This window comes from Chryseobacterium sp. Leaf180, assembly GCF_001424585.1.
Lineage (GTDB): Bacteria > Bacteroidota > Bacteroidia > Flavobacteriales > Weeksellaceae > Chryseobacterium.
Window position 1 is genome coordinate 315,670 of record NZ_LMPJ01000009.1, and the last position, 12,191, is coordinate 327,860.

14 protein-coding genes are annotated in these 12,191 nt (G+C 37.5%); 5 read left to right on the forward strand and 9 right to left on the reverse strand.

Translation table 11 applies throughout. The features are described 5' to 3' along the window. Positions 1 to 244 precede the first annotated feature (244 nt). The 4 genes from ASG01_RS10520 (at position 245) to ASG01_RS10535 (ending at position 2,912) form a co-directional block, all read left to right on the forward strand. The gene (locus ASG01_RS10520; RefSeq protein ID WP_157844196.1) at positions 245 to 898 is read left to right on the forward strand and encodes a DUF4279 domain-containing protein; all 654 of its coding nucleotides are present in this window, start codon (positions 245 to 247) and stop codon (positions 896 to 898) included. 235 nt (positions 899 to 1,133) lie between these two features. After that, positions 1,134 to 1,511, forward strand: a complete 378-nt coding sequence (locus ASG01_RS10525) for a hypothetical protein (RefSeq protein WP_131725362.1) — start codon at positions 1,134 to 1,136, stop codon at positions 1,509 to 1,511. A 139-nt stretch (positions 1,512 to 1,650) separates the two neighbouring features. Beyond that, the gene (locus ASG01_RS10530) at positions 1,651 to 2,163 is read left to right on the forward strand and encodes a hypothetical protein (protein ID WP_055863449.1); all 513 of its coding nucleotides are present in this window, start codon (positions 1,651 to 1,653) and stop codon (positions 2,161 to 2,163) included. 224 nt (positions 2,164 to 2,387) lie between these two features. Then, positions 2,388 to 2,912: a hypothetical protein gene (locus ASG01_RS10535; RefSeq protein WP_131725363.1), complete on the forward strand. Its 525-nt coding sequence runs from the start codon at positions 2,388 to 2,390 to the stop codon at positions 2,910 to 2,912. Positions 2,913 to 3,090: 178 nt separating this feature from the next. Here the strand turns inward: ASG01_RS10535 and ASG01_RS10540 are convergent, their stop codons facing one another. The 9 genes from ASG01_RS10540 to ASG01_RS10580 form a co-directional block, all read right to left on the reverse strand. Next, positions 3,091 to 3,993 carry an LpxD N-terminal domain-containing protein gene (locus tag ASG01_RS10540; RefSeq protein ID WP_055863453.1) on the reverse strand — a complete coding sequence of 301 codons (903 nt, stop codon included), beginning with the start codon at positions 3,991 to 3,993 and terminating at the stop codon, positions 3,091 to 3,093. Positions 3,994 to 4,050: 57 nt separating this feature from the next. Then, on the reverse strand, positions 4,051 to 4,236 hold the full coding sequence (locus ASG01_RS10545; RefSeq protein WP_131725364.1) for a hypothetical protein: 186 nt from the start codon (positions 4,234 to 4,236) through the stop codon (positions 4,051 to 4,053). Positions 4,237 to 4,242: 6 nt separating this feature from the next. Further along, positions 4,243 to 4,806, reverse strand: coding sequence for an elongation factor P (gene efp / locus ASG01_RS10550; RefSeq protein WP_055863457.1), 564 nt, complete (start codon positions 4,804 to 4,806; stop codon positions 4,243 to 4,245). A 160-nt stretch (positions 4,807 to 4,966) separates the two neighbouring features. Beyond that, a complete protein-coding gene (locus tag ASG01_RS10555; protein ID WP_055863459.1) occupies positions 4,967 to 5,179 on the reverse strand; it encodes a hypothetical protein in 213 nt (70 codons plus the stop codon). A 22-nt stretch (positions 5,180 to 5,201) separates the two neighbouring features. After that, entirely contained in the window at positions 5,202 to 5,873 is a 672-nt protein-coding gene (locus ASG01_RS10560; protein ID WP_055863461.1) for a hypothetical protein, read from the reverse strand. 6 nt (positions 5,874 to 5,879) lie between these two features. After that, a complete protein-coding gene (gene lpxA / locus ASG01_RS10565) occupies positions 5,880 to 6,668 on the reverse strand; it encodes an acyl-ACP--UDP-N-acetylglucosamine O-acyltransferase (RefSeq protein ID WP_055863463.1) in 789 nt (262 codons plus the stop codon). Continuing rightward, complete coding sequence (locus tag ASG01_RS10570) at positions 6,669 to 8,066, reverse strand: bifunctional UDP-3-O-[3-hydroxymyristoyl] N-acetylglucosamine deacetylase/3-hydroxyacyl-ACP dehydratase (RefSeq protein ID WP_055863466.1); 1,398 nt, start codon at positions 8,064 to 8,066, stop codon at positions 6,669 to 6,671. It abuts the gene before it with no gap. Next, a complete protein-coding gene (gene lpxD, locus ASG01_RS10575) occupies positions 8,059 to 9,090 on the reverse strand; it encodes a UDP-3-O-(3-hydroxymyristoyl)glucosamine N-acyltransferase (protein ID WP_055863468.1) in 1,032 nt (343 codons plus the stop codon). Before lpxD ends, ASG01_RS10570 begins: the two co-directional genes overlap by 8 nt. Positions 9,091 to 9,179: 89 nt before the next feature. Further along, entirely contained in the window at positions 9,180 to 10,385 is a 1,206-nt protein-coding gene (locus ASG01_RS10580) for an HD domain-containing protein (RefSeq protein ID WP_055863470.1), read from the reverse strand. A 238-nt stretch (positions 10,386 to 10,623) separates the two neighbouring features. Between ASG01_RS10580 and ASG01_RS10585 the strand changes: the two genes are divergently transcribed. Next, positions 10,624 to 12,168 carry a bifunctional response regulator/alkaline phosphatase family protein gene (locus ASG01_RS10585; RefSeq protein ID WP_055863472.1) on the forward strand — a complete coding sequence of 515 codons (1,545 nt, stop codon included), beginning with the start codon at positions 10,624 to 10,626 and terminating at the stop codon, positions 12,166 to 12,168. Positions 12,169 to 12,191 lie beyond the last annotated feature (23 nt).

Here is a 12,191-nt window from a genome sequence, read left to right on the forward strand (position 1 = left end):
TCCTTAAAATTGCCTGATTCGTTCTCTGAATTTTTTATGTTTTCCTAAAAAATACTGATTATTATAGACATTCTGATTCTACGTATTTAGAATAGTTGCGCTCAGATTTTCCGTAATAGCTATCTGCAATGCGCAAGATGATTAAAAAACGTAAAATGCTTATAAACAGTTATTTGACTGAATAATTTTGGGTTTTGGAGAAATGGGTTTATATTGCGTCAATATATATGTTAGCAGTAATAGTATGACCGACCAACAAGCCATAGAACTTATAGAAAAGGAATTCAAGGAAAAGACACTTGGAGTGACAGAACAGTACCTTGAAATTCATAGTCCAATCTATGCCGACAACATATTAAAAGTTGACCGTATTGACCGTGACAGTAAGGACGAAATGATTATAGCATACTTACCAGTGCTTGACGAAAGATTTTATTTTGCAGTTTATATTGACACAAAGAAAAATGAAATAACTGGAGTTGGAACAGAAGCATATCACAGAGTTTACTTTAGGGCGACATCGGAAACTTTAACTTTGGACGACATAAAAGCAATGACACATTTGACACCAACTGAATTTTGGAACAAAGGAGACTTGAGACCAAATGGAAAATCAAATCATTCGTTTAGCAGTTTTAAAATTCTACCTAATCCTGAACCGGATGAGTTTGAAGACAAACTAAAAAAACTACTTAACTTTTTAGAACAAGATAAAGAAGGAATAAAAAAACTTGCTGAAAAAGCAGAAGGTTATATTCAGGTTGCTATGGACATTCATAACGCAAATGGAATGATTGGTGGACACAACATTGACACAGACGATATAAGAAGAATGAACGACTTAAAACTATCAATAAATTTTGACCTTTATGTGGGCGGAAAAAGCTTTAAGGAATAGAACTACTACCGCTAACAAGGGTTTTGCGTCAGGCGGGCTGACGTGCAAAACTCAACAGCAGTTTTTCAATTGAACTTTAATAATAATATCAGCTTTTTTGCTTCGATTTCCCGCCCGAACGCAAAGCCCCGAAACGTTAGGTGCTACTGTAAAGACCAAACCGATGGAAATAATTCGAGACATAATTTGTCAAGTATATGCAGGAAAAAAATCACGAAACACAATAGACCTTGTTTTGAATACTTTTATTCCTGAATACGAAAAATTAAATTTAGACTATGCTTCTCGACTTGATGATGAGAACTATGTATTTAAAAAAGAAGATGAGATGATAAATTATTTCATAGAAAATACCGGACTAGACCAGACATTCCATTGGAATAAAAACTACGACAATCCTGACAAAATTATGGTTGGTGCTATAATTACAGCGGACGACAAACTGATTATGAGTCTGACTATTGACGGGACTGAAGAAACGGAAAGTAAGTATTTCGAAAAACTTAAAAGTCTTTTGAATTCAGACATTGGAGTTATTTCATACATTAATCCTGCCGACTACGATAATGGACAAGATTTTATCACAAAATATGGACCGAACAGCAGCACCTAACAGCCGTTTTGCAAAAGCGGGGAGGGCGTGCTTCTATGAGAGTGAAGTGCAAAATTCAAGCTTTGTGTATCTAATGAAATTTAGTGCTAAAAATCCCCGCCTTCGGCAATACCCAAACCGTTAGCCGCAATTTAACAAAATGAGCCGCAACCAAAAGAAATTTCATGAAATTAAAGATTTTCTAATCGAAAAATTAGGAGAAAAAATAAAATATTCAAGAGACGAAGATGAAACTGAATATTTGGAGATTAAAAATTCAAACTTTTGGATTTCGAATACTTTTGGAGAATTAGTTGTGGGGTACGGTTTTAATCATACACATTTCAGTGAAGAATTTAATAATTTAAATGACGGAATATTTCAAGTATTTGCTTTATTGACGAACAGAATTAAGACAACTAATTACATTAAAGGAAACAAAATTTTTAAAACATCAGTTGAAATTGAGTATTCAATTTCCAACTCTGTAATTATTGGAACTTCAAGTATAATACTTTATCCTTTCTGGAAAAAAACACAAATCGAAATTAATTATGCTGAAAGAATATTGGATTTGAAAGAAATTGAATATAAAGTAAATACAGTATTAGAAACAGATTTCACTGAATATTCTAAAATAAAAACTGAATCCAACCATTTAAGAATAAAATAAAAAAACCACGGCTAACAACGGTTTTGCAAAAGTGGGTAAATCCCGAAAGGTCGGGACAAGATCTGCAAAAGTTCAGGGGTTGTTCTTCGATTGAACTTTTGTGCAAAATTGAAAATTTGTGCTTCGATTGCCCCACCATCGCCAAGCGCCAAAACGTTAGCGGTAACGTTTGAAAAACCGTACAAACACAGAAACGAAACACTAACTGAAAAAAATTAAAATAAATGTTTTCACTATTCAAGACAACTAAAAAACTAAAAATATCTGACGATTCTGGATTTTTAGCAATCGTAAATTCAGACACTTACAAATCATTTGTTGACGAAGATTGGCAACTAAATCAACTTATGCAACACTTTATTGATGAAATGAACAATAAGAATATTATTTTTTGGGCGACAGGAAATCAAAGTAATTGGACAGTTTCTTTTGTAGATAAACCTGACAATAAAAAAGCTTTTCGTGAATTTACATCAACCATTACCGTGACGGACGAAAAACTTTATTTGACAAATTATGATGACTTAACAATGTCTGCGCAATTTGAAGACACAAAAATTCCTGCGAAACACAATTCTGACTTGATTATAAAACTTGAAAATGGACTTTACAATTTAACTATTCTACAATTATTTGACCCAGAAGATTACGATTATGAAGCTGACGGAAAAACAAATTTCGAGATTGTAATGCAGAGAACTGAAAAAGAAACAGAGAAAATTAACAAAATATATTGGTGGACAGAATAAGGCTACCGCTAACAAGGGTTTTGCAATAGTGGGGCGAAACTGCAGATTTCAACGGTCGTTCATCGGTTCAACTTTTATGCAAGATTGAAGATTTGTGCTTCGATTGCCCCACCATCGCAAAGTCTCCAGACTTTGAATATAAAAAATAAACCCACTGTTTTGCAGTTGGTTTTTACTATTATTTTAGATTCCTCAGTTTCACTTCCTTTTTCAGATAGGTTTTAAAATCTTCGGCGAACATGCCGATGTAGGTACCTTTTTCTAAATTGCGATTGACGCCGGTTTTGCCTAAAATAACGGAGCCCGAAGCAATACTGTTCCCGGATGCCATCCCAACCTGTCCCCAAATCGTTACTTCATCACCGATATTGCAGCAGCCCGCAATGCCAACCTGCGAAGCAATGAGACATTTTTTTCCGATCACGGTATCGTGCCCGATCTGAATTTGGTTATCAAGCACAGAACCTTCGCCGATAATGGTAGAATCTGTCACGCCGCGGTCGATGGTACAGGCGTTGCCGATTTCCACATTGTTTTCGACGATTACATTTCCGACCGAAATCAAACGGTCAAAATTGCCGTTTAGCTTTCTGTAATAAAAAGCGTCGCCACCCAAAACTGTATTCGACTGAATAATTACATTATCGCCAATTACCGTGCGGTCGCCGATCACGACATTCGGGAAGATATGGCAGTTATTGCCGATTTTTACATGATTTCCAAGTACCGCAGAAGGATGAATTCTTGTTCCTTCGCCGATTTCGACATCATGTAGCTCTTCTGTAAAGTTTGAAATTCTCGTAAAATGCGTGTTGATTTTATTGAAATCACCAAAAGGATCTTCCGAAACCAGCAAAACTTTTCCCTGCGGACAGGCGACTTCTTTATCTATCAAAATAATCGTCGCGCCTGAGTTTAAAGCCTTATCATAATATTTCGGGTGATTTACAAAAACGATTTCACCGGCTTTTACGCGGTGAATCTCGTTGGTTCCCAATACTTCAAAATTCTCGTCACCGATCATTTTTGCGCCGATAAGATCAGCAATGGTCTTGAGTTTTTGTGGCTGATGAAAAGTCATATTTTAAAAGTTTTTTACAAAAAAGAATGAACGCGCAAGTTGCCGTTCATTCTTTAATTATTGATTAATTTCTACCAAATAGATATTGTAAAGAAGCAAAATAATGCAGATTACAAAGATGATGGCTAAATTTTTTCTGATTTTCTTTGTGTATTCTTTATCAATAAAGTACAGTAAAATCCAGCCCAGTATGCAAAATATCGCGGTAAGATCTCTGATCCATTGAAATGTCTGCATACTCATGAAAATCTATTTTACTCTTTCCAGATAAGATTTATCTTCTGTAGACACTTTGATTTTGTCGCCCGGCTCGATGAACAAAGGAACCATGATGCGCGCTCCGGTTTCTACGGTTGCGTTTTTCAAAGCGTTGGTCGCTGTATTTCCTTTTACGCCCGGATCGGCTTCGGTTACTTCAAGATACACAGATTGAGGAAGTTCAGCAGAAAGTGGCGTTTCGTCAGCTTCTTTTAGAATGATCGTCACTTCTTCACCGGCTTTCATCAGATCCGAGTTTTCAATCATTTCTTTATTAAGATAAAGCTGAGAAAAATCTTCATTATTCATAAAGTGAAAACCGTTATCGTCTTCATATAAATACTGAAATTTTCTGGTCATCACCTTAACCTCATCGATTTTGTGACCTGCAGAGAAAGTATTGTCGATTACTTTTCCGTTGGTTACCGATTTAAGTTTCGTACGTACGAAAGCCGGCCCTTTACCCGGTTTTACGTGTAGAAATTCGATTACTTTATAAATATCGTTGCTGAATTCGATGCAAAGACCTTTTTTGATATCGTTACTTGTTGCCATTAAATAGTATAGTATATTGTTATTTTTTTGATTTAAAAACCGTTATAGTTGTGATTTTTCTCACCTGACTATTGCTCGGATCGAATTTTGCTTCTGCAGAAACCAATTGCTCAAATTTTCGCAGTACTTCCCGCCGTTGATTGTGCTGAAACTGCTGTTGTTAATGAGTTGCTAATAGACGTTTATTTTCAATTCTAAATTCCGGACGGAAAACTGTACCTTTTTGCGAAAATTCTTTTTTAGAATAAACCAAAATCGAATTGGCATTCTGCATCGCCTGAGAATCTTCCTTCAAAAAGGCGGATTTTTTTTCTGCTGCCCAAAAGCGTAGACCGAAGTTATGATAAAAATTAAACAGTGAAACTTTCACCATATAGATTATTATTTGATTTACTTCATTTAATATTTACCTCATTAACCAAATCTATTACATTTTCAAGATAAAAATTATTATTTTTTAACTTTGAAATCACCTCAGGACTATCATTTGATATTTTCAGGATCAATTTTGTATCCAAAATCCGACCGAAGCTTACATCTCTCTTATCACCGACATTATCTTTATTTTCAACGTCTATCAAAAGCACAGTATAAGATTTACCTTTTTTATCTTTCCAAGTTACTCTTGATTTTAAATCAGCATAAATCGCTAAACCTATCAGGCTACCACCATAAGGATTTGTAGCTCCAATTGCTTTTTTATCTTTCTGTTCATCTAAATAAATCAAGAAATATTTCTTTCCAACCAAATTGACTTTTGCGTACGTATCGAAAGAATAAATATGCGATGCATAAAGCATATTAAAATAGAGTTTGTCCTGAAGTTTCATTAGCCATGCACTATTTTCCATCTTGGCCTTTTTATTAGAATCTACGAATCTGAAGTCTGAAATCTTGATATAACTGTCGTTTTGGTTTTTTATATCTGCATATACGTTTGGCTTCGCTAAACTGTCTTTCTGATATTCGGAAAAGCCATAGTAAAATCCAACGTCAGTAAGCCTTTGCTTTTGACACAGAGAGAAATTGGATATAACAAGAATCAGAAGGAAAAATACTTTTTTCATTATTTATTATTCTTTTCCGGTTCCGTAACCTTTTACGATTCCGCGTGGCGAATTTTGAATGAACTGAAGAATTTCGTCGCGCTCAGCAGTCGGAAGCATTTCTTTTTCGATATGCGAAACGGCCTGCGAAACATTCATTTTCATCTGAAAAATATAGCGGTAGATTTTCTGAATTTCAAAAATCTTTTCGTTGCTGAAGCCTCTGCGGCGTAATCCAACAGAATTAATTCCTGCATAAGACATCGGCTCACGCGCTACTTTTACATATGGCGGAATATCTTTTCTCACCAAAGTTCCACCGGAAATCATCACGTGTTTTCCGATTTTACCAAACTGGTGAACGGCACTCAGACCGCCCATTACTGTAAAATCTCCAATTTCTACGTGACCGGCAATGCCACAGCCGTTTACGATAATCACATGATCACCGATTACACAGTCGTGCGCAATGTGCGTGGTTGCCATGATGAGGCAGTTGTTCCCGATTTTTGTAAAACCCAGCGCTTTGGTACCGCGGTTCACGGTGACGCATTCTCTGATCGTTGTTTCGTCGCCGATGATGGTTTGCGTGTCTTCTCCGTCGAATTTCAAATCCTGCGGAATCGCAGAAATTACCGTTCCCGGAAAAATCCTGCAGTTTTTGCCGATTCTTGCGCCATCCATAATCGTGACATTCGACCCAATCCACGATCCTTCACCGATTTCTACATCGCCTGCAATGACCGTGAACGGCTCTACCGTTACGTTTTTACTGATTTTTGCGCGTTTGTCTACGGCTGCCAGTTGGTGAACCATCTATTCGACTTTATTTTTTGCAACCTGAGCCATCAGTTCGGCTTCCACTGCCACGGTATCGCCTACATAGCCGTAGCCCTGCATGTGAACAATTCCTCTGCGGATCGGCTCCATCAGTTCGATTTTAAAAATCATCGTATCGCCAGGAACCACCTTTCTTTTAAACTTTACTTTATCAATTTTAATAAAATAAGTAGAATAATTTTCAGGATCCGGAACGCTGGCCAGAACCAAAATTCCGCCGGTCTGTGCCAAAGCTTCAACCTGAAGAACGCCCGGCATTACCGGTTCTTTCGGGAAATGTCCTACGAAAAACGGTTCGTTCATCGTCACGTTTTTCAATCCTACCACGTGAGAATCTGAAAGCTCGAGAATTTTATCAATCAACAGAAACGGCGGTCGGTGCGGCATCAGTTTCATAATTCCGTTGATGTCGAAAACCGGTTCTTTTGTCAAATCAAAATCGGGTACGTTTTTCTTTTTCTGTAATTTCCACTGTCTGTTCAGTTTTTTGGCAAACTGAGTATTTACGTAATGGCCAGGTTTATTGGCAATGATTTTACCTTTAATTTTAACTCCGCACAGTGCAAGATCGCCAATTACATCCAGTAATTTGTGTCTCGCCGCTTCGTTTGGATAATTTAATGTAAGATTATCTAAAATACCGTTGGGTCTGATTGATACATGATCTTTTCCAAAAGCTTTTTTTAGTTTTTCGGTGGTTTCTGGCGTTAAATCTTTATCCACGTAAACAATAGCATTAGAAATGTCGCCACCTTTTATAAGACCATGATCTAAAAGCATCTCAAGTTCGTGCAGGAAACTGAAAGTTCTGGCAGAAGAAATCTCGTCTTTAAACTCGCTGATATGCTTCATCGTTGCATTTTGAGTTCCTAAAACTTTAGTCCCAAAATCCACCATCGTAGTTACCTCGTAGGTATCAGAAGGAATGACGGTAATTTCTGAACCTGTTACAGAATCTGTGTACGTAAGCACTTCTTTTACCACAAGATATTCGCGGTTGGCATTTTGCTCTGTGATACCCGCTTTTTCAATCGCATCTACAAAGAATTTGGATGAACCGTCTAAAATTGGCGGCTCAGAAGCATCCATTTCAAGATAAGCATTGTCGATATCGCAACCCACCAAAGCTGCCAGAAGGTGCTCACAGGTATTGATTTTTACACCCAGTTTTTCTAATGTAGTACCACGCTCGGTTGCAATCACATAGTTTACATCGGCTTCTACCTGAGGATGACCCTCAAGATCGGTTCTCACAAAAACAAAACCAGTGTTTTCTTTTGCGGGTTTCATGGTAAGTTTTACTTCTTTACCTGTGTGAAGACCGATTCCGGAAAGTGTGATTTCTTCCTGAAGCGTTTTTTGTTTATCACTCATTAGTCAAATCTTTTGAGTTGTTTTCAAGATTATTAATTCGTTTTGCTAGAGAAGGTAATTTCCGGAAATGCACATAACTTCTGAGATAGTCGTTATAATGTATTGCGGGCGAGCCGTAGATCGTATCCTTGCTGTTTACGTTTGCGATAACGCCGCTCTGTGCCTGAATTTTTACCTGATCTCCTATTTTTATATGACCGACAATGCCTACCTGACCGCCAATCTGATTCCAGTCGCCGATCGTTGTAGAGCCTGCAATACCTGTCTGAGAGGCGATTACATTATTTTGTCCGATTTTTACATTGTGAGCAATCTGGATAAGATTGTCTATCTTGGTTCCTTTACCGATAACGGTTGAGCCGATTGTAGCGCGGTCGATGCTGCAGTTGGAGCCAATTTCAACATCATCTTCAATAATGACATTTCCCAGCTGCGGAATTTTTTTAAAACCCTCAGAAGTCGGCTGAAAACCAAAACCATCACCACCAATTACTGTATTTGAATGAACGATACAGTTGTCGCCTACGATGCAGTAATCATAAATTCTTGCACCACTGTCAATTTTACAGTTTTTACCGATTTTTACACCTTTACCAATGTAAACATGCGGATAAATCTGCGAGCCGTCGCCAATTTTTGCTTTTTCTGAAATGTACGTGAAAGCGCCTATGTAAATATTTTCGCCCAGTTTCGCAGAATTGTGAATGGAAGAACCGCTTTCTATGCCCTCTTTTCTACCCTGCATTTCCTGGTATAGATTCATCAGAACCTGAAAAGAAAGATACGCGTCTTTTACAGCGATTACTGTGGGAGCGTAATATTGATCGGCTAGCAGTTTTTCTGAAACAATGATGACAGCACATCTAGATTCCTGCAGATATGGCATGAATCTTTCTTGAGCTATAAATGAAAGATGACCGTTTTCGCCGCTCTCTATGGGCGAAACTCCCGTTATCAGTGCATTTTCGTCACCTATTATTTTACCGTCTATAAAACTTGCAATTTGCGAAGCTGTAAATTCCATATCCTGCAAAGATAATAAAATCTCTTATTTGCAAACATTTTTTAGTTTCAGTAATGACTTTTTTAACGGAACATGAATTTAATGTGAATCTAAATCCTCGGATATGTCAAAATATAGCGTGTCGTTTTATGAGCAATTAATCCCGATAAAAGCTGATCTTCCGACTCGTCTAAGCGTAAAACGCTTCCGCTTTTCTGCAAAAGATTGATCGGCTGTTTCTGCGTATCGTAAGGCAAAAGACTTCTTTTAATCTGATACACCAAATCTACCGCGTGATGAATACCCAGTTTTTCATTCACTTCCTTTATTTTTCCCTGGATAAATTCTTCCGTAAAAGGCTGCGAACTGATAATCGTTTTCGGTAACTGACGTCTGATCACGCACTGACACCAATATGACAGCACAGGATCTTCCGCGCTCTGCCAAAGTTTCATCGCCTGAATAATATCGTTATCATCCATTTGTGTAAACCGGAAAACATCTTCCTCGGTTGCTGCACTTTTCTCCCGATACAGAAAATACTGGAGATTTTCGCCTGCGGGAAGATCAGTTCCGGAAGAAACAAGTTGCTTTGCACGTTCTAAAATTTTAACCAAAAGAAACTCTGCCAGTGCCGATGTTTTGTGATAATATACCTGCCAGTACATAAACATTCGCGCTGTAAGAAAATTTTCGATTGAATAAACGCCTTTAGCATCAATTACCAGTTCATCTTCGCAGACATTCATCATCGAAATAATGCGCTGCGTATTTACATTTCCTTCGGCAACACCAGTGAAGAAGCTGTCTCTTTTCAGATAATCAAGACGGTCGACATCGAGCTGTGAAGTGATCAGCTGATTAAAAAAACCGCGGTGATATTTCCCCTGAAACATTTCCATTGCCATTTCCAATTCGCCATCAAATTCAGCATTGATGCGGCTCATCAGCAATAACGAAAGTTTTTCGTGATGCCAGTCATCCATCAGCATATTTTCTAACGCGTGAGAAAACGGTCCGTGCCCTATATCGTGAAGTAAAATAGCAAGCATCGCACTTTTCTCTTCCCCTTCAGAAATCTGAACACCTTTATGCTTTAAAGTTTCAAGTGCGGTAAACATCAGATGCATCGCACCCAAAGCGTGATGAAAACGCGTGTGTGTTGCTCCAGGGAAAATCAGATTGAGAAGTCCGGTCTGAGAAATTCTGCGTAAACGCTGAAAATAAGGATGTTCTATCACATCAAACAAAATCGCATGGGGAATTTTGATAAATCCATGTACCGGATCGTTGATGATTTTGAGTTTATTCTGCATAGAAATAGGAACTGTAATTACAAAAATAAAGCTTTTCAATCTAAAATTTGAGCTTAAACATGTTTAGACTAAAGAATTCCCACTGTGAAAGCGAGTGTTGTACCAAGATGCAAAAAGTGAATTATGCTGAGAATTCATTTAACTAACATTTAACGGTTTCGATGGAAAATTTGGCTTTGCAAGGCGTATTTTTGGATACAGTTTTGATATTAAAACTGCAGAAAAAATAAAAGTATTTATGTCCGAAAAAATATTATGGATCGATGATGAAATAGATTTACTTAAGCCTCATATCGTATTTTTAGAAAAGAAAGGCTACCAGGTGACGCCTGTAAATAATGTGAATGATGCGCTCGATCTGATGGATTCTGAAAAATTTGCTCTCACGCTTATCGATGAAAACATGCCTGGAATTTCCGGTCTGGAAGCAATACCGATGATTAAAGATAAAGACAGTTCGCTGAAAATCGTAATGGTAACGAAGAGCGAGGAAGAGCACATAATGGAAGAAGCGATCGGTTCTCAGATCGCGGATTACATCCTGAAACCGGTAAATCCGAATCAGATTCTGCTTTCATTAAAGAAAAATCTTCAGCAGGAAGATCTTGTGGAGCAGAAAACGATTTTGCAGTATCAGCAGGAGTTTAGAAATCTTTCGATGGAACTTTCTTACCTTAAAACGTATCAGGATTGGGCAGAATACTACAAGAAGATCGTGAACTGGGAACTGAAGTTTGATAAAGTTGCAGACAATGAGTTTTCTGATCTCCTGCAATCGCAGAAGGAAGAAGCGAATATTCAGTTTGCGAAATTTATCGAAAATAATTATGAAGATTGGCTTCACGGACACGACAAACCTTTGATGAGCCACACGCTTTTCCGTGAAAAAGTAAAACCTGAAGTGGAAAAAGACAAGGTTTTACTGCTGATGGTTGACAACTTACGTTACGATCAGTGGAAAGTAATTGAGCCACAGTTTACAAAATATTACAACAAAGTTTCAGAAGATTATTATTACAGTATTTTACCAACGGCAACACAGTATGCGAGAAATTCTTTCTTCGCGGGAATGTTGCCATCAGAAATTGAGAAAAGATTTCCGGATAAATGGTTTAATGATAATGAGGACGGAAATAAAAATGAATATGAGCGCGATTTCCTGGAAGATCAGATGAAAAGAATCGGACTCAATTCGAAATCGATGAAGTATTTGAAAGTGCTGAATGCTGATTTTGAAAGAAAGATTTATGAAGATTTTAATCAGCACAAAAACAATGATCTGTTGGTGATTGTTTACAATTTTATTGACATTTTATCTCACGCTAAAACAGACAATCACATTGTTGATCAGCTTATTCGTGATGATAAAACGTTCAGATCGCTGACGGCTAACTGGTTTGAAAATTCATCGATTATTAAAATCATTAAACTTGCGGCAGAGCACGGTTATAAATTAGTAATCACTACAGACCATGGAACCGTTTACGTGAAAAAACCAAGCCGCGTGGTTGGCGACCGTGAAACCTCAACGAACATCCGTTACAAAACCGGGAAAAGTCTGACCTACGACGACAAAGATGTTTGGGCGGTGACCAATCCGGAAAAGATCTTCTTGCCTAAAGGTAATTTAAGCTCTAAATATATTTTCGCTAAGAATAATATCTTTTTAGCCTATCCGAAAAACTACAATCACTTTGTCAATTATTACAAAGAGACGTATCAGCACGGCGGAATTTCACTGGAAGAATGTATTATTCCGATCAGTATTTTAGAACCAAAGTAGTATTTTCATAGTTTACCTACTTT

Excerpts from the sequence above, each read along its gene's own strand:
- ASG01_RS10520 (WP_157844196.1), top strand. The coding sequence starts at position 245 with ATGACCGACCAACAAGCCATAGAACTTATAGAAAAGGAATTCAAGGAA.
- ASG01_RS10530 (WP_055863449.1), top strand. The coding sequence starts at position 1,651 with ATGAGCCGCAACCAAAAGAAATTTCATGAAATTAAAGATTTTCTAATC.
- ASG01_RS10535 (WP_131725363.1), top strand. The coding sequence starts at position 2,388 with ATGTTTTCACTATTCAAGACAACTAAAAAACTAAAAATATCTGACGAT.
- ASG01_RS10540 (WP_055863453.1), bottom strand. The coding sequence starts at position 3,993 with ATGACTTTTCATCAGCCACAAAAACTCAAGACCATTGCTGATCTTATC.
- ASG01_RS10545 (WP_131725364.1), bottom strand. The coding sequence starts at position 4,236 with ATGAGTATGCAGACATTTCAATGGATCAGAGATCTTACCGCGATATTT.
- efp (WP_055863457.1), bottom strand. The coding sequence starts at position 4,806 with ATGGCAACAAGTAACGATATCAAAAAAGGTCTTTGCATCGAATTCAGC.
- ASG01_RS10555 (WP_055863459.1), bottom strand. The coding sequence starts at position 5,179 with ATGGTGAAAGTTTCACTGTTTAATTTTTATCATAACTTCGGTCTACGC.
- ASG01_RS10560 (WP_055863461.1), bottom strand. The coding sequence starts at position 5,873 with ATGAAAAAAGTATTTTTCCTTCTGATTCTTGTTATATCCAATTTCTCT.
- lpxA (WP_055863463.1), bottom strand. The coding sequence starts at position 6,668 with ATGGTTCACCAACTGGCAGCCGTAGACAAACGCGCAAAAATCAGTAAA.
- ASG01_RS10570 (WP_055863466.1), bottom strand. The coding sequence starts at position 8,066 with ATGAGTGATAAACAAAAAACGCTTCAGGAAGAAATCACACTTTCCGGA.
- lpxD (WP_055863468.1), bottom strand. The coding sequence starts at position 9,090 with ATGGAATTTACAGCTTCGCAAATTGCAAGTTTTATAGACGGTAAAATA.
- ASG01_RS10580 (WP_055863470.1), bottom strand. The coding sequence starts at position 10,385 with ATGCAGAATAAACTCAAAATCATCAACGATCCGGTACATGGATTTATC.
- ASG01_RS10585 (WP_055863472.1), top strand. The coding sequence starts at position 10,624 with ATGTCCGAAAAAATATTATGGATCGATGATGAAATAGATTTACTTAAG.